We start from the raw sequence: 16,708 nt of genomic DNA, 5'->3' as shown, positions 1-16,708 counted from the left end.
CACCGGCGAAAGGCTATGCTAAACTCTGCGCCTTTCTTCCGGCAACTGACCTGAATACTATGAAACACACTGTAGACGTAATGATTTCCGAGCAGGAAGTTAAGACCCGTATCGCCGAACTTGGCCGCCAGATCACCGAACATTACCGCGACAGCGGCAGCGACATGGTACTGGTCGGGCTGCTGCGCGGCTCCTTCATGTTCATGGCCGATCTCTGCCGCGCGATCGACGTGCCGCACGAAGTCGACTTTATGACCGCCTCCAGCTACGGCAGCGGTATGTCCACCACCCGCGACGTGAAGATCCTCAAGGATCTGGACGAAGACATTCGCGGCAAAGACGTGCTGATCGTGGAAGACATCATCGATTCCGGCAACACGCTGAACAAAGTGCGCGAGATTTTGGCGCTGCGCGGGCCGAAATCGCTGGCGATTTGCACCTTGCTGGACAAACCTGAGCGCCGTGAAGTGCAGGTGCCGGTCGAATATGTCGGCTTCTCGATCCCGGATGAGTTCGTGGTGGGGTATGGCATCGACTACGCTCAGCGCTACCGTCACCTGCCGTACGTCGGCAAAGTGGTGCTGCTGGACGAGTAATTGGATGTGGGGCGCGGCAAGCCGCGCCCGCGGCGGGGTTATACGCCTTTATCCTGCTTCAGTTTGGCTATCGCTTTGCGGTAGCCCATCTCCAGGCTCTCGCGGCTGGTCGCCAGCACTTCCATATCGCGCAGACGGCCGTCCTGAATGCCGTACACCCAACCGTGAATCATCACCTTCTGGCCGCGCTTCCAGGCGGACTGCATGATGGTGGAGTGGCCCAGGTTGTACACTTGCTCAATGACGTTGATCTCGCACAGCATGTCGAAACGCTGTTCCGGCGGCAGCTCGCCCAGCAGCGAGCTGTGCTTGTACCACAGATCGCGAATGTGCAGCAGCCAGTTGTCGATCAATCCCAGTTCCGGGTTTTCCACCGCCGCCTGCACGCCGCCGCAGCCCAGGTGGCCGCAGATGATGATGTGTTCGACTTCCAGCACATCTACCGCATACTGCACCACCGACAGGCAGTTAAGATCGGTGTGGATCACGAGGTTCGCCACGTTGCGATGGACGAACAGTTCACCCGGCTCGAGGCCGGTCAGGCGTTCTGCAGGAACGCGGCTGTCAGAGCAACCAATCCATAAGAAGCGGGGCTTTTGCGCCTGGGCTAAACGTTCGAAAAATTCCGGGTCTTCCTGACTGATATTGGCCGACCAGGCCTGGTTGTTGGCGATAAGCTCTTCGATTTCTTTCATGAAGGTGATTGACCCGTAACGAACAGATTGCGTTGGAGTAATATAGGGTAAGCGTCACAATTTGGAAATCGGAACAGTGGTGCAACCTCATTTACCGCACGGATTCGACGCAGTGAAAACGCCGTCGATGCTAGGATTATTGTTAGTGTTTCAAGCCTCGCAAACAGGGGCGCGGCGGCATACTCATCGTTATAAGGTACTATTTTACATATGAATTATGCACTGGAATTAGCGCAGCTGACCAAGACTTACGCCGGTGGCGTCAAGGCGCTGCGCGGCATCGACCTGAGCGTCGAAGCGGGGGACTTTTATGCCCTGCTGGGGCCAAACGGCGCCGGAAAGTCCACCACCATCGGCATCATCAGCTCGCTGGTGAACAAAACCGCCGGCAGCGTGCGGGTGTTCGGTTATGACATCGATAAAGACATCGTCAACGCCAAGCGCCAGCTCGGCCTGGTGCCGCAGGAGTTCAACTTCAACCCGTTCGAGACCGTGTTGCAGATCGTGGTGAACCAGGCGGGTTACTACGGCGTCACGCGGCGTGAAGCGATGGCGCGCGCCGAGAAATACCTCAATCAGCTGGATCTGTGGGGCAAGCGCAACGAGCGCGCCCGTATGCTGTCCGGCGGCATGAAGCGCCGTCTGATGATCGCCCGCGCGTTGATGCATCAGCCGAAGCTGCTGATCCTCGATGAGCCGACCGCCGGGGTGGATATCGAACTGCGTCGCTCGATGTGGGGCTTCCTGAAAGAGCTGAACGCCCAAGGCACCACCATCATCCTCACCACCCACTATCTGGAAGAGGCGGAAATGCTGTGCCGCAACATCGGCATCATCCAGAACGGGGAACTGGTGGAAAACACCTCGATGAAGGGGCTGCTGGCCAAGCTGAAGTCGGAAACTTTCATCCTCGATCTGGCGGCGAAGAGCCCGCTGCCGAAGCTGGATGGTTACCACAGCCGCCTGACGGATACCTCGACGCTGGAAGTGGAGGTGATGCGCGAGCAGGGGCTGAACGGCCTGTTCGCCCAGCTGAGCGCGCAGGGCGTGCAGGTGCTGAGCATGCGCAATAAGGCGAACCGCCTGGAAGAGCTGTTTGTCACCCTGGTTAACGGCAATGGAGAGAAAGCATGACGCGTTTGTATTGGGTGGCCTTACAAAGCATCTGGGCCAAAGAGGTGAACCGCTTCGCGCGCATCTGGATCCAGACCCTGGTGCCGCCGGTGATCACCATGACGCTGTACTTCATCATCTTCGGTAACCTGATCGGTTCGCGTATCGGTGATATGCACGGCTTCAGCTACATGCAGTTCATCGTGCCCGGCCTTATCATGATGGCGGTCATTACCAACTCCTATGCCAACGTCGCCTCGTCGTTCTTCAGCGCCAAGTTTCAGCGCAACATTGAGGAACTGCTGGTGGCGCCGGTGCCGACCCACGTGGTGATCGCCGGCTATGTCGGCGGCGGCGTGGCCCGCGGTATCTGCGTCGGCGTGCTGGTGACCATCATCTCGCTGTTCTTCGTGCCGCTGCAGGTGCACGCCTGGTGGGTGATTGCGCTGACGCTGTTGCTGACGGCGATCCTGTTCTCGCTGGCGGGGCTGATCAACGCGGTGTTTGCCACCACTTTCGATGATATCAGCCTGATCCCGACCTTCGTGCTGACGCCGCTGACTTACCTGGGCGGGGTGTTCTACTCGCTGTCGCTGCTGCCGCCATTCTGGCAGGCGGTGTCCAAGCTGAATCCGATCGTCTATATGATCAGCGGCTTCCGCTACGGCTTCCTCGGCATCAACGATGTGCCGCTGGCGTTCACTATGGCGGTGCTGGTGGCGTTTATCGCGGTGTTCTATCTGCTGTCCTGGTATCTGATCGAGCGCGGCCGCGGCCTGCGCAGCTGATCATATCGCGCTCCCGCTTTCCCGGCGGGAGCGCCTTTCTTGATTTGGCGCAGGCGGCGCGTAAATCAATAGAATTGCTCAAATAACCGCTAGTTCCCCGCTGTTCAAATCGTGCTATGCTGGCGCTCCACATTTCCTTCACTTTTGTCATTACGCACTCGTAAGCAGAACATCATCATGCGGTCTCAATACACGTTAACGGCTGGGTTACTCGGCATTCTGATGTCGTTGGTTTCCCCTGTGAGCCTGGCTAATCTGCTGTCGGAAGACGGCGCGGTTAAATCTGAATACATGGAAGCGCAGCGCGATAGCGAAGTCTATGCGTTGGTGGGCGAGCATGTGATCCCGGTAGGGGAAGTGAAGCGCGGGCAGCTGATCCAAGTCTTCCCGGCGGATGCGGAATACTACGAATTCAAATTCGGGCACGGTACCGGCTTTATCGATAAAGACGACGTGCGTGAATTGAAGAAGTCGCGCAAGGTGCAAGACGATTTGGGCGAGCTGAACAAACCGCTGACCAACCAGAATCTGATCACGCAAAAAACGATCGACGTATACACCGCAGCGGACAAGGACAGCGAGGTCTTGGGCACGCTGGAAGGCAACCTGCGCTATCCTATCATCGGCAAGCTGAAGGATCGCCTGAACAACACCTGGTACGAGGTCAACATCGGCGAGCGGCTGGGGTTCATTAATGAGTTGGACTGCGAGATCGATAACGGCATACCGGTGCTGACTTACCACCACCTGCTGAAAAACGAAGAGAACAAACGCTTCCGCCACACCTCGACCACCACCTCAGACGTGGCGTTCAGCAACCAAATGACCTATCTGAAGCAGGCGGGCTACGACACCATTTCGCTGTATCAGCTGGAAGCCTACCTGAAAAATCAGATCAACCTGCCGGGCAAGGCGATCGTGCTGACCTTCGACGACGGGCTGAAGTCGGTTTATCGCTACGCTTACCCGGTGCTGAAGGATTACGGTTTCCGCGCCACGGCGTTCATCATCTCTTCGCGCATCAAACGCCACCCGCAGAAATGGAACCCGGACTCGCTGCAGTTTATGAGCGTTTCGGAGCTCAAGCAGATTCAGGACGTGTTCGACGTGCAGTCGCATACCCATTTTCTGCACCGCACCGATGGCAACCGCCAGCCGATTTTGCTGAGCCGTTCGTTGCACAATATCGAGTTCGATTTTGAGCGCTCGCGCCGCGCGCTGTCGCAGTTCAACCCGCACGTGCTGTATGTGTCCTACCCGTTCGGCGGTTATAACCAACGGGCGATTCAGGCGGCGCAGGACGCCGGGTTCCATCTGGCGGTGACCACGGTGCAGGGCAAGGTGAAGCCGGGGGATAACCCCTATACGCTGAAGCGGCTGTATATTCTGCGCACCGACTCGATCCAGACCATGGCGGATCGGATAGCCAACAAGCCGGGTACGGTGGTGGTGCAGTAGGGAAGAACGGGCGCGTAAGGCGCCCGTTTTATTGTCAGGCGACCTGAACCGGCACGGCTTTCGCCTTGCGCTGCAGGTTGTTGTCACCTTCGAAATAGGCGACTTTCGGGTGGTGCTGGCGGGCGTCGGCGTCGGTCATTTGCACATAGGAGCAGATGATCAGTTTGTCGCCCACGCAGGCGCAGCGCGCGGCGGCACCGTTGACAGAAATGATGCGCGAACCGCGCTCGGCGGCAATAGCGTAGGTGGAGAAGCGCTGGCCGTTATCCACGTTGTAAATATCGATCGCTTCATATTCCAGAATGCCGGCGGCTTCCAGAAAATCCTGGTCGATGGCGCAGGATCCTTCATAGTGCAAGTCAGCCTGAGTGACTTTGACGCGATGCAGCTTGCCTTGCAGCATAGTACGTATCATAGCTTTACCTAACTGAATATCGGCCTTCACAGGCGCTGGGGTTGAACATCTCTCCTGCATCCCTGCAATCTCTATCGTCACCGATTGCTCCGCCATTGTCTACCAATGGCCAAGGCTTCAGGGTGACGATAGTATAAAAAACGGCTTATAGCGTCAGGTCAACCTGCTGGTTGTCGATAAGACGCGCCTTGCCCAGCCAGGCGGCCATCAGCACCACCGCCCGCTGGCTATCTACCGTCAGCGGCTGCAGGCTGTCGGCGTCGCGAATAAACAGCTCATCCGGCGTAAAGCCGGCGGCGCGCAGTTGCTCGGCGGTCTGCTCCAACAGCGTTTCGACCTGGCGCTCGCCATTGGCCAGCTGCTGTGCCAGCGCGTTCATGATCTTGCTCAGCTGCGGCGCGATCTTGCGCTCTTCGGCGGTCAGGTAGCCATTACGCGAACTGAGGGCCAGGCCGTCTTTGGCGCGCACGGTCGGCACGCCGACGATATCGATGTCGTAACCCATGTCCGCCACCATTTTGCGGATCAGCGCCAGCTGTTGGTAGTCCTTCTCGCCGAAGCAGGCCAAATCAGGCTGTACCAGGTTGAACAGCTTGCTGACGATGGTGGAAACGCCGCGGAAGTGGCCCGGCCGGCTTGCGCCTTCCAGAATGCTGGAGATGCCGGGCACGTCGACGTAGGTCTGCTGCTCCAGCCCCTGCGGATAGACCGCGGCCGGGGCCGGGGCGAACACCAGATCGACGCCGCGGCGGGTCAGCTTCTCGCTGTCTTCCTGCAGCGTGCGCGGGTAGCGCGCCAGATCGTCCGGCCGATCGAACTGCATCGGGTTGACGAAGATGCTCACCACCACCACGTCGGCGCGGGCACGCGCTTCATCGACCAGCGTCATGTGGCCGTCGTGCAGGTTGCCCATGGTCGGCACCAGCGCGATGCGTTTGCCTTCCTGGCGCCAGCGGCGGATCTGCTGACGCAGCAGCGGCAGGGTTTCGATAATAATCATTGGGTGACTCCTGGAACCATCGCTTAGTTAAAAGAGTGTTCAGCCGCCGGGTAGAGGCCTTGCTCCACTTCCTGAATGTAGTGCTGCACCGCCGTGCGGATATCGCCGCTCTGCGCCAGGAAGTTCTTGGCGAACTTCGGCGTGTGGCCGCCGGTAATGCCGAAGGCGTCGTGCATCACCAGGATCTGGCCGTCGGTGCCGTTGCCGGCGCCGATGCCGATGACCGGAATGGACAGCGCTTCGGTGATCTGGCGCGCCAGCTCGGTCGGCACGCATTCCAGCACCAGCAGCTGAATGCCGGCCAGTTCCAGATTCTGCGCGTCCTGCAGCAGCTGTTTGGCGGCCAGTTCGTCGCGCCCTTGCACCTTATAGCCACCGAACACGTTGACCGACTGCGGCGTCAGGCCCAGGTGGCCGCACACCGGCACGGCGCGCTCGGCGAGCATTTTCACCGTGTCGCACAGCCAGCTGCCACCTTCCAGTTTCACCATGTTGGCGCCGGCGCGCATCAGCTCGGCGGCGTTGGCGAAGGTCTGTTCCGGGGTGGCGTAACTCATGAACGGCAGATCGGCCAGCAGCAGGCAGGCCGGCGCGCCGCGGCGCACGGCGCGCGTGTGGTAGGCCACGTCGGCGACGGTGACCGGCAGCGTGGAGTCGTGGCCCTGCAGCGTCATGCCCAGCGAATCGCCCACCAACAGGACTTTGATGCCTTGCTCTTCAAACAGTTTGGCAAAGCTGGCATCGTAGGCGGTAAGGGTAGCAAACTTGCGCTGCTCCTGTTTCCACTGGCGCAAATGGGTCACGGTGGTGGGTTTCATCACAACGTCTCCTGAAACGGGCCGTGCGGCTTACGCAGGCCCAGGCTGCAAAAAAGTGCAGCCATTCTACTGTAACCCGATCGGGGTGGGTAGCGCGGATCGCCATGCTTAAGCGGTTCTTAAGAACCTTGTGGTGCAATGGCGCCAAGACTCAAAAGGGATACTCATGCGAATTCTGTTGATCGAAGATGACAAACTGATCGGTGACGGCATCAAGGCCGGGCTGACCAAACTCGGCTTCAATCTGGACTGGTTCACCGACGGCGCCGTCGGCAAAAATGCGCTGGACAGTGCGCCGTACGACGCGGTGATCCTCGATCTCAGCCTGCCGGGCCTCGACGGCCTGGATCTGCTGCGCCAGTGGCGCCAGGCGGGGCAGGACGTGCCGGTGCTGATCCTCACCGCCCGCGACGCGCTGGAGCAGCGGGTTAGCGGGCTGCAAAGCGGCGCCGACGATTACCTGTGCAAGCCGTTCGCGCTGGCCGAAGTGGCGGCGCGCCTGCAGGCGCTGATCCGCCGTCGCCACGGCCAACTGATGCCACAGCTGACGCACGGCAACGTGGTGTTCGACAGCGCCACCCGCAGCGTGAGCTGCAACGGCGAGCCGGTGACGCTGACGCCGCGCGAATTGGCGGTACTGGAGCTGTTTCTGCACAACAAGGGGCGGGTGCTGGCGCGGCCGTTGATCCAGGAGAAGCTGTACAACTGGGATGACGAGGTGAGCAGCAACGCGGTGGAGGTACATATTCACCACCTGCGGCGCAAGCTGGGCAACGGCTTCATCCGTACCATCCACGGCGTGGGTTACACGCTGGGGGATGCGCCGTGAAGCGTCTCAGCCTGCGGCTGCGCCTGATCCTGATCTTCAGCCTGCTGGCGCTGCTGACCTGGAGCACCGCCAGCGTGGTGGCCTGGGTGATGTCGCGCAACACCATCAACGAAGTGTTCGACACCCAGCAGATGCTGTTCGCCAAACGGCTGGCGACCGCCAACCTCGGCGATCTGCTGGCCGATGAAAGCGCGCGCAGCCTGCCGAAAACCAAGAAGCTGGTGCACCACGGCAAGCGCGGCGAGCAGGACGACGACGCGCTGGCGTTCGCCATCTTCGATCGCCAAGGCAAGATGCTGCTCAACGACGGCGAGAACGGCGCTGATTTCCTGTTTGACGGGGAGCGTGAAGGTTTTACCGACGGTGAGCGCAAAGGCGATGACGACAGCTGGCGCCTGGTATGGTTGACCAGCCCGGACGGGCGCTACCGCATTGTCGTGGGGCAGGAGTGGGATTACCGGCGCGATATGGCGCTGGGCATGGTGACGGGCCAATTGGTGCCCTGGCTGGCGACGCTGCCGGTGCTGATGCTGCTGATCGCGCTGATGGTGGGGCGCGAGCTGCGGCCGCTGCGTGCGGTGGCCGCCGGTTTGCGTCGGCGTGCACCCGATGACGCCACGCCGCTGGATGCGCGCCAGGTGCCGACCGAGGTGCGCCCGCTGGTGGATGCGCTCAATGCGCTGTTCGCTCGCATCAACGCTTTGCTGGTGCGAGAGCGACGCTTCACCTCCGATGCCGCGCACGAATTGCGCAGCCCATTGGCGGCATTGCGGGTGCAGACCGAAGTGGTGCAGTTGGCGGGGGATGATGCGCCGATGCGCGAGCACGCGCTGGACAATCTGACGGTCGGCATCGATCGCGCGACCCGGCTGGTGGATCAGCTGCTGACGCTGTCGCGGCTGGATTCGCTGTCGGATCTGGCCGAGCTGACGCCGATCGACTGGAACGATCTGGTGACGATGACCCTGGCGGAACAGGATCGGCAGGCCCATGCGGCGGGTGTGATGCTGCGCTATGAACATCGGGGAACGCCACCGCCGCGTCAGGGGGAAACCTTGCTGTTGTCGCTGCTATTGCGCAACTTGCTGGACAACGCAGTGCGCTATACCCCGCAGGGCGGCGTCGTCACCGTAACGCTGAGCGAACGTTCGCTGACGGTGGAGGACGACGGTCCGGGGGTGACCACGGAGCATCTGGCGCGGCTCGGAGAACGTTTCTATCGCCCGCCGGGACAGGAACAAACCGGCAGCGGGCTGGGGTTATCTATCGTGCAGCGTATTGCCGGCTTGCATGGTCTACAGATCAGTTTCGCCAATCGCCCGGCGGGGGGATTCGTTGCGCGGTTGGCATTGTAGGTGAGTCAGGATTTCGGTTTTGGCTGATGCCATAGCGCCATGCCGTTTTCCGGCACGCGCTTGAGGCAGCTGGCGAGCGGTTCGCCATCGGGGAAAATCAGCTCGGGGGCGATTTCCGCCAGCGGGTAGAGCATGAACTCGCGCTCTTTCAGGCCGTAATGCGGTACGGTCAGGCGATCGGTATGGATCACCTTGTCGCCGTACAGCATGATGTCTAAATCGAGCGTGCGCGGCCCCCAGCGTTCATCCTTGCGCACGCGCCCCTGATTGCGTTCTATCGCCTGGGTATGGTCGAGCAGCTGTTCGGGCGGCAACAGGGTATCCAGCGCCACCACCGCGTTGAGAAAGTCCGGCTGGTTTTGCGGCCCCAGCGGCTTGGTGCGGTAAAACGAAGAACAGGTGACCAGCCGGGTGCGCGGGAGATGCTCCAGCGCCTCCAGCGCGGCGTTAACCTGTTGCAGCGGCTGCGCCAGGTTGCTGCCCAGCGCGATATAAACGCGGATCATTATGCCCCTTCTTTACGCGGTGCCCGGCGACGAGGACGGCGTTGACGCGCGCGGCGCGGCGCCGGATCGTCACCCAGGGTGCTCAGCATGGCTTTCTGCCGCGCCGGCGTGGCGTCTTGGAACTCACCCCACCACTCGGCCAGACGCAGCATCTCCTGATTGTCTTCCACTTCCGCACGCAGCGCCAGCAAATCATAGGCGGCGCGGAATTTCGGATGTTCCATCAGTTTGTGCGCGCGTTTGCCCTGACGGCGGGACAGGCGCAGCTGCAGCTGCCAGATATCGCGCACCAGCGTGGTGATGCGTTTCGGGATCGCCAGCGAGCGGCACTGCTCGTCGAGTACGTCGTTCATCGCCAGCGCGAAGGCGTCGTAGTACGCCAGGCCGCTTTCCTGCGCCAGCTTCTGCGCGTGCTCCAGCAGCGGGTACCACAGCATGGCGGCAAACAGGAAGGCTGGGTTGACGCGCATGTCGTTCTGCAGACGGTGATCGGTGTTCTTCAGCACCTGCGCCAGAATGCGCTCCATCGGCGTATCGTGGTTCGGCGTGAAGTTGCGGGCGATCAGCGGGAACAGCGGTTGGAACAGCTGGTATTCGCACAGCTTCAGGTAGGTCTGGAAACCGTAACCCGCCTGCAGCAGCTTGAGGGATTCTTCGAACAGGCGCGCCGGCGGGATCTCGTGCAGCAGCGAGGCCAGGCGCGGGATCGGCTCGGCGGTCTCTTCGCTGATGCGCATATCCAGCTTGGCGGCGAAGCGCACCGCGCGCAGCATGCGCACCGGATCTTCGCGGTAGCGGGTTTCTGGATCGCCAATCAGGCGGATCACGCCTTGCTTCAGATCGTTCAGGCCGCCGACGTAATCGCGCAGGGTGAAATCCGCCACGCCGTAGTACAGGCTGTTGATGGTGAAATCACGGCGCTGGGCGTCCTCCTCGATCGAACCGAAGATGTTGTCGCGCAGCAGCATGCCGTTTTGCGCCTGCTGAGACGAGTTCTTGTCGGATTCCTGATTCTGTTCGTGGTGACCGCGGAAGGTGGCCACTTCGATGATCTCCGGCCCGAACATCACGTGCGCCAAGCGGAAACGGCGGCCGACCAGGCGGCAGTTGCGGAACAGCTTGCGCACTTGCTCCGGCGTGGCGTTGGTGGTGATGTCGAAGTCTTTCGGCTTTTTGCCGAGCAACAGATCGCGCACCCCGCCGCCGACCAGATAGGCCTCGTAGCCGGACTTGTTCAGGCGATAAAGCACTTTCAGCGCATTTTCGCTGATGTCTTTACGGGAGATCGAGTGCTGTTCGCGCGGGATCACGGTCATCGAGTCGTTGCTCTCGGCGATAGGAAAAGGCGGACGCTTGCGCGGCGTTGAGCGGCGGGCAGGGGCGTTGCTGCCGTTATCGGCGGCGCGCGGCTGCGGCGCAGGGCGGCTTGGCGCCGCGGCACGCTCTTCGCGGACTACGTTTTTATCGCCGGCCGCCGCGTCGTCGCGGGGCAGCTTGTCATCGCGGGTCAGTACCTTACGACAGAAGTTGGCTACTCGGGTAAAAATGGTACACCTCGATAGTGACTGATAAAAATGGAGCTAACAAAAAATAGCGGCTAATCATAGCTCACCATGGCTCCTTTGAGAATGCCGGCGTGTTTTCATCCAGAGGGATAGCCTCCTGACGCGGCACGTTTTCCAACCGCCAGTGTTCGATCGCCCAGCTCAATAATAATGGCAGGTCAAGATCTTGCCAGCTTTCCGGCAGCGGTTGGCGCAGAAATTTCAGCGCGGCGATCAGCACCGGCCGCGGATCGCCAGCGGGCAATGCCGGCGCATGGTTTTGCTTCGACAGCTTGATGCCGTTGGCACCCAGCGCCAGCGGCAGATGCACATAAGTGGGCACCGGCGCCTGCAGCTGGCGGTAAAGGGCAATTTGGCGCACCGTCGGTTCGATCAGATCGGCGCCGCGGACAATCTCGGTCACGCCCTGAAAATGGTCGTCGATCACCACCGCCAGATTGTAAGCGAACAGCCCGTCGCGGCGGCGAATGATAAAGTCTTCCCCCGCCAGCGCCGGATCGGCGTGCAATTCTCCCTGCAGGCGATCGTGGAACCGGTAAACGGGGGCGGTCTGACGCAAGCGGATGGCGGCACCCTGCGGGCCGAGCTGCAAATCGCGGCAGTGGCCGTCGTACAATCCGCCGATGTGCTGGATGCGGCTGCGGGTGCAGGTGCAGTAATAGCTGAGCCCCTGGCGCTGCAACAGATCCAGCGCGGCGCGATAGGCATCGTGACGTTGGGATTGATAGATGACCTGGCCGTCCCAGTGGAGACCATAATGTTCCAGCGCGGACAGGATGCGAGCGGCGGCGCCGGGGACTTCGCGCGGCGGGTCGATATCTTCGATGCGAACCAGCCACTGCCCGCGTTGGGCGCGAGCCTGAAGGTAGCTTCCCAGAGCGGCAATCAGCGAACCGAAATGCAGATCCCCGGAAGGCGATGGGGCAAAGCGCCCCACATAATGACTTTCTTGCATATCAGAGGGGAGAGGTTCCCTTTTCTCTGTGCGGCGCACGCAGGTGCGCACGCCGCAGCGGTAACAACGGTATTAGCCGGCCATCTGCTTTTCGCGGATCTCAGCCAGCGTCTTGCAGTCGATGCACAGATCGGCGGTCGGACGCGCTTCGAGTCGACGAATGCCGATCTCCACGCCACAAGATTCGCAGTAGCCGAAATCATCGTCTTCCACTTTCTTCAGCGTTTTCTCGATCTTTTTGATCAGTTTGCGTTCACGGTCACGGTTACGCAGTTCAAGGCTGAACTCTTCTTCCTGGGTAGCGCGGTCGGCCGGATCAGGGAAGTTGGCTGCCTCTTCTTGCATATGCGATACAGTACGGTCCACTTCGTCCCTGAGCTGGTTGCGCCACGCTTCAAGAATGCGCTTGAAATGCGACAACTGGGCGTCGTTCATGTACTCTTCGCCCGGCTTCTCTTGGTACGGCTCCACCCCAGCGATGGCGAGAATGCTCAAGGACGAGGTTTTACGGTTTTGCCCTTCTTGCATGTTGCTTCTCCTACATACACACGCACTATCGAATCCCCAATGCGGGGGAAAAACAGGCCGCTATAAATAACAGAAGGAAGGTAGGTTGGCAATTATTCCTGTCGCCCGCTTGACAATCGTGTGAAGGAGGGCGTATTTGGCGATCGTGCTGGCCGGTTGTCTATTTATAGGGACCCGACTGCGCTAATCGATAAAAAACGGCAGCTTATCGCAGAGATAAATACCGTCAGGTGATAATTTTGCCCCATAGCAAACCACTTCCACTCCCAACTGCCGGACCTGTGCCAACAGCGCCGCATAGCGCTCATCTATATGATGTGCCGGTGCGACCTGCTCAATACCGCTGTGTAACACGGCAAAGAACAACACCGCCCGTTGCCCGCTTTCAACCACGCTGAGCAACTCACGCAGATGCTTTTGCCCTCTGAGCGTTACCGCATCAGGAAAGTAACCACGTTGTTGTTGCAGTAATGTGACTGACTTAACTTCAATATAGCAGTTAACCCGATTTTCTGCCTGTAATAACAAATCGATACGGCTGTTTTCACCGCCGTATTTCACTTCGCCACTAATTTTACTGTAACCGGATAATTCATTGATTGAATTGTGTTCAATCGCCTCGCGCACCAGCGCGTTGGCGCGCAGGGTGTTGACGCAGATCCAGTGTCCCTGTTGGGTATGGGTCAGCTCCCAGCTGTGGGCGTATTTACGTTTGGGGTTGTCCGAGGTGGAGTACCAAACGGTATCGCCGGGCGTGGCGCAGCCGGTCATGGCGCCGGTATTGGCGCAGTGCAGCGTAAAGGTTTCCCCTTCCGGGGTGATCACGTCCGCCAGAAAGCGCTTGTAACGTTTGATCAGCGTGGCGGAACGCAGCGGTGGAGAGAAAATCATGCGGATGCCTGCTTGGCCAGCGGCCACTGTTCGAGGTGTTGATAGCGGGTGCGGCCGTTTTCGAACACCGACTCATATAAGGAAAAGGCGTCGGCGCTGAACGCCCAGCCCGGCGTCGCCGGCGGGATGGCCACCGGCTGGGTGGCGGCGCGCAACAGCGTGATGTGCGGATGGAACGGCAGCGCGCTTTGGTGGCAGCCGCTGCGGGCGGCCTGCGAACGCAGCAGCTCGGCCAGCTGCAGCAGCCCGCGCGGTGCGCGGCGGGTGCCGAGCCAGACCACGCCGGGGCGCGGCCAATGGCCGAGATCGTCGAGCCGCATGCTGAAGCCGGGTTGAACGATGCGGCCGGCCAGTTTGCGCAGCGCCAGCTCTTTCTGCGCGGTGACCTCGCCAAGAAACGCCAGCGTCAGGTGCAAATTGGCCGCCGCCACCGGTCGGCCGGCCTCCGGCGCAAACGCCTCGGCGCGCCAGCGGATCACCTGCTGTTGCAGGGCATCAGGCAAAGACAGGGCGAAAAACAGGCGGCGCGAATTGGACATGGGGGCTCGGTAAATAATGACAAATCCGTCAGGAACAGACTTGAATGCGGTTTGCAACGGTCTCGCGCGAAGCGGGGCGCATGGATGAGCTCCGTACTATAGCTAACGACGCCGCAGTTTGAAAGGCTACGGGGGCAAAGCTAATGCTACACTGTACGCCGTTTAACGTTAACCACCACGGAGAGTTCAGTGTCTTCATTGCCCGTCAGCGCGGTGCTTGATGAGTTGCTGGCTGCGCTGCAGTCCGCTCCTCAGGTGCTGTTGCACGCCCCGACCGGCGCCGGTAAATCCACCTGGTTGCCGCTGCAGATCCTGGCTAAGGCCGGATTGCCGGGGCGCATTATCATGCTGGAGCCGCGGCGGCTGGCGGCGAAAAACGTCGCTTACCGCCTGGCACAGCAACTGGGGGAGGAGCCCGGCCAGACCGTGGGCTACCGCATGCGCGCCGAAAGTAAAAGCGGGCCGCAGACCCGGCTGGAAGTGGTGACGGAAGGCATTCTCACCCGCATGCTGCAGCAGGATGCCGAGCTGCAGGGCGTGTCGCTGGTGATCCTCGATGAATTTCACGAACGCAGTCTGCAGGCCGATTTGGCGCTGGCGCTGCTGCTCGACGTGCAGCAAGGGCTACGCGACGATCTGAAACTGCTGATCATGTCGGCCACGCTGGACAACGTCCGTATGACGCAGCTGTTGCCGCAGGCACCGGTGGTGGTGTCAGAGGGACGCAGCTTTCCGGTTGAACGTTTATATCAGCCGTTGGCCAGCCATCAGCGGCTGGAGGATGGCGTAGCGGCGGCGGTGAAGCGCATGCTGGCCGAACAGCCGGGGTCTTTGCTGTTGTTCCTGCCGGGCGTAGCGGAGATCAATCGGGTGCTGGAGCGATTGACCGGCGAGGTGGCGAGCGATACCGATCTTTGCCCGCTGTATGGTGCCCTGCCTTTGGCGCAACAGCAAAAAGCGATTCAGCCGGCGGCACCTGGCCGCCGCAAGGTGGTGCTGGCGACCAACATCGCCGAAACCAGCCTGACGATCGAGGGTATCCGGCTGGTGGTGGACAGCGGCCTGGAACGCGTGGCGCGTTACGACGTGCGCAACGGTTTGACGCGGCTGGCGACGCAGCGCATCAGTCAGGCCTCAATGGTGCAGCGTGCCGGGCGCGCCGGGCGCCTGGAGCCGGGCCTTTGCTGGCATCTGTTCGCCAAAGAACAGGCGGAGCGCGCGGCGGAACATGCCGAACCGGAAATTTTACAGAGCGATCTCACCGGCTTCTGGCTCGAGCTGTTGCAGTGGGGGTGCCATGATCCGGCGCAGCTGACCTGGCTTGATGCGCCTCCGGCGGCGGCATTGGCAGCGGCCAGGGCACTGTTGCACCGGCTGGGAGCCACGGATGACGGCGGCAAACTTACCGCGCCGGGGCGCCAGATGGCCGCGCTGGGGTGCGAGCCGCGGCTGGCGGCGATGCTGGTCGCCGGGGCGGCACTGAGCGCCGACGGCCTGGCGACGGCGGCGTTGCTGGCGGCATTGCTGGAAGAACCGCCGCGCGGCGGGCAGATGGATATCGACTACTGGCTGAGCCGCCCGCAACCGAACTGGCGGCAGCGCGCCGCGCAGTTGACCAAACGCCTGCCGCAACGTGCGGGGCAAGTCGACGTCGATCTGGCGCCGCGCCTGTTGGCGCAGGCGTTTACCGATCGCATCGCCCAGCGCCGTGGCCAGGACGGCCGCTACCTGCTGGCCAACGGCCTGGGCGCGGCGATGAACCAGGACGAGGCGCTGTCGCGCGCCCCCTGGCTTATCGTTCCCAGCCTGTTGCAGAGCCACAACAGCCCCGATGCGCGTATCCTGCTGGCGCTGCCGGTGGACATCGAAGCCCTGGCGGCGCAGCTGCCGGCGATCGTCACGCAGCGCACGGCGGTGGAATGGGATGAAGAGAAGGGGACGCTGCGCGCCTGGAAGCGCCAGCAGATCGGTCGTCTGACGCTGCGCGCTCAGCCGCTGGCCAAACCGGCGGACGAAGAGCTGCAGCAGGCGCTGCTCGACTGGGTGCGCGCGCAGGGGTTGGCGGTGCTCAACTGGGAGGGTGCCGCTGAACAATTGCGGGTGCGCCTGCAGTGCGCGCAAGCCTGGCTGCCGGAGGCGGAGTGGCCGGCGATGGATGAAGAGCCGCTGCTGGCGGCGCTGGAGCAGTGGCTGTTGCCGTCGCTGAACGGCGTGCGCGATCTGCGCGGATTGAAGCAGGTCAACATCGCCGAGGCGCTGTCCCGTCTGCTGGACTGGCAGCAAAAGCAGCGGCTGGATAATGCGCTACCCACTCATTACACTGTGCCGACCGGCAGCCGCTTACCGATCCGTTATGAGGCGGGTAAACCGCCGGCGCTGGCGGTGCGTTTGCAGGAGGTGTTCGGCGAGCAGCGCAGCCCGATGTTGGCGGAGGGTCGCATCCCGGTGGTGCTTGAGTTACTCTCACCGGCGCACCGGCCGTTGCAAATCACCGGCGATCTGGCGGCCTTCTGGCAAGGCGCCTATCGCGAGGTGCAAAAAGAGATGAAGGGCCGCTACCCTAAACACGTTTGGCCGGACGATCCGGCCACGGCGGTACCGACGCGCCGAACGAAGAAATATCAGTAGGTCGCGATCATTTAAGGTTTGGAATTCAG

At 61.3% G+C, this 16,708-nt stretch carries 17 protein-coding genes; 7 read left to right on the top strand and 10 right to left on the bottom strand.

The features are described from left to right. Positions 1-59 precede the first annotated feature (59 nt). Positions 60-596 (top strand): hypoxanthine phosphoribosyltransferase, encoded by a 537-nt coding sequence (gene hpt, locus BVU99_RS00270; protein ID WP_048234659.1) that lies wholly within the window; start codon positions 60-62, stop codon positions 594-596. A gap of 38 nt (positions 597-634) precedes the next feature. Here the strand turns inward: hpt and can are convergent, their stop codons facing one another. After that, complete coding sequence (can, locus tag BVU99_RS00265; RefSeq protein ID WP_016930066.1) at positions 635-1,291, bottom strand: carbonate dehydratase; 657 nt, start codon at positions 1,289-1,291, stop codon at positions 635-637. A gap of 210 nt (positions 1,292-1,501) precedes the next feature. Between can and BVU99_RS00260 the strand changes: the two genes are divergently transcribed. The 3 genes from BVU99_RS00260 (at position 1,502) to BVU99_RS00250 (ending at position 4,650) form a co-directional block, all read left to right on the top strand. Further along, positions 1,502-2,425, top strand: a complete 924-nt coding sequence (locus BVU99_RS00260) for an ABC transporter ATP-binding protein (protein WP_015379030.1) — start codon at positions 1,502-1,504, stop codon at positions 2,423-2,425. Beyond that, a complete protein-coding gene (locus BVU99_RS00255; protein ID WP_004937535.1) occupies positions 2,422-3,192 on the top strand; it encodes an ABC transporter permease in 771 nt (256 codons plus the stop codon). Before BVU99_RS00260 ends, BVU99_RS00255 begins: the two co-directional genes overlap by 4 nt. 177 nt (positions 3,193-3,369) lie before the next feature. Further along, positions 3,370-4,650 carry a polysaccharide deacetylase family protein gene (locus BVU99_RS00250; protein ID WP_025304228.1) on the top strand — a complete coding sequence of 427 codons (1,281 nt, stop codon included), beginning with the start codon at positions 3,370-3,372 and terminating at the stop codon, positions 4,648-4,650. Between the two features lie 34 nt (positions 4,651-4,684). Here the strand turns inward: BVU99_RS00250 and panD are convergent, their stop codons facing one another. The 3 genes from panD to panB all read right to left on the bottom strand — a co-directional run bounded on the left by panD (position 4,685) and on the right by panB (position 6,883). Further along, a complete protein-coding gene (panD, locus tag BVU99_RS00245; protein WP_004937544.1) occupies positions 4,685-5,065 on the bottom strand; it encodes an aspartate 1-decarboxylase in 381 nt (126 codons plus the stop codon). Between the two features lie 145 nt (positions 5,066-5,210). Then, positions 5,211-6,065, bottom strand: coding sequence for a pantoate--beta-alanine ligase (gene panC / locus BVU99_RS00240; protein ID WP_089181281.1), 855 nt, complete (start codon positions 6,063-6,065; stop codon positions 5,211-5,213). 23 nt (positions 6,066-6,088) lie between these two features. Further along, positions 6,089-6,883 (bottom strand): 3-methyl-2-oxobutanoate hydroxymethyltransferase, encoded by a 795-nt coding sequence (gene panB, locus BVU99_RS00235; protein ID WP_004937548.1) that lies wholly within the window; start codon positions 6,881-6,883, stop codon positions 6,089-6,091. A gap of 166 nt (positions 6,884-7,049) precedes the next feature. On the opposite strand from panB, the gene qseB reads away from it, so the two are divergent. Both qseB and qseC read left to right on the top strand, forming a co-directional pair. Next, the gene (qseB, locus tag BVU99_RS00230; RefSeq protein ID WP_004937550.1) at positions 7,050-7,712 is read left to right on the top strand and encodes a quorum sensing response regulator transcription factor QseB; all 663 of its coding nucleotides are present in this window, start codon (positions 7,050-7,052) and stop codon (positions 7,710-7,712) included. Then, a complete protein-coding gene (qseC, locus tag BVU99_RS00225; protein WP_099817515.1) occupies positions 7,709-9,067 on the top strand; it encodes a quorum sensing histidine kinase QseC in 1,359 nt (452 codons plus the stop codon). The genes qseB and qseC overlap by 4 nt, the downstream gene beginning before the upstream one ends. A gap of 5 nt (positions 9,068-9,072) precedes the next feature. Here the strand turns inward: qseC and folK are convergent, their stop codons facing one another. The 6 genes from folK to thpR all read right to left on the bottom strand — a co-directional run bounded on the left by folK (position 9,073) and on the right by thpR (position 14,051). Beyond that, positions 9,073-9,573, bottom strand: coding sequence for a 2-amino-4-hydroxy-6-hydroxymethyldihydropteridine diphosphokinase (folK, locus tag BVU99_RS00220; RefSeq protein ID WP_060448070.1), 501 nt, complete (start codon positions 9,571-9,573; stop codon positions 9,073-9,075). After that, the gene (pcnB, locus tag BVU99_RS00215) at positions 9,573-10,889 is read right to left on the bottom strand and encodes a polynucleotide adenylyltransferase PcnB (protein ID WP_025304223.1); all 1,317 of its coding nucleotides are present in this window, start codon (positions 10,887-10,889) and stop codon (positions 9,573-9,575) included. Before pcnB ends, folK begins: the two co-directional genes overlap by 1 nt. 292 nt (positions 10,890-11,181) lie before the next feature. Further along, positions 11,182-12,093 (bottom strand): tRNA glutamyl-Q(34) synthetase GluQRS, encoded by a 912-nt coding sequence (gene gluQRS / locus BVU99_RS00210; RefSeq protein ID WP_025304222.1) that lies wholly within the window; start codon positions 12,091-12,093, stop codon positions 11,182-11,184. Between the two features lie 72 nt (positions 12,094-12,165). Next, positions 12,166-12,621, bottom strand: a complete 456-nt coding sequence (dksA, locus tag BVU99_RS00205; RefSeq protein ID WP_004937569.1) for an RNA polymerase-binding protein DksA — start codon at positions 12,619-12,621, stop codon at positions 12,166-12,168. A gap of 183 nt (positions 12,622-12,804) precedes the next feature. Then, the gene (gene sfsA, locus BVU99_RS00195) at positions 12,805-13,512 is read right to left on the bottom strand and encodes a DNA/RNA nuclease SfsA (protein ID WP_060419704.1); all 708 of its coding nucleotides are present in this window, start codon (positions 13,510-13,512) and stop codon (positions 12,805-12,807) included. Beyond that, complete coding sequence (gene thpR / locus BVU99_RS00190) at positions 13,509-14,051, bottom strand: RNA 2',3'-cyclic phosphodiesterase (protein ID WP_025304220.1); 543 nt, start codon at positions 14,049-14,051, stop codon at positions 13,509-13,511. The genes sfsA and thpR overlap by 4 nt, the downstream gene beginning before the upstream one ends. 189 nt (positions 14,052-14,240) lie before the next feature. On the opposite strand from thpR, the gene hrpB reads away from it, so the two are divergent. Beyond that, positions 14,241-16,679 (top strand): ATP-dependent helicase HrpB, encoded by a 2,439-nt coding sequence (gene hrpB / locus BVU99_RS00185; protein WP_210403902.1) that lies wholly within the window; start codon positions 14,241-14,243, stop codon positions 16,677-16,679. Positions 16,680-16,708 lie beyond the last annotated feature (29 nt).

The organism is Serratia sp. OLAL2, from assembly GCF_002752475.1.
Lineage (GTDB): Bacteria > Pseudomonadota > Gammaproteobacteria > Enterobacterales > Enterobacteriaceae > Serratia > Serratia bockelmannii.
Note: the sequence above shows the minus strand (reverse complement) of the source record. Positions and strands in the feature narration are given on the sequence as shown.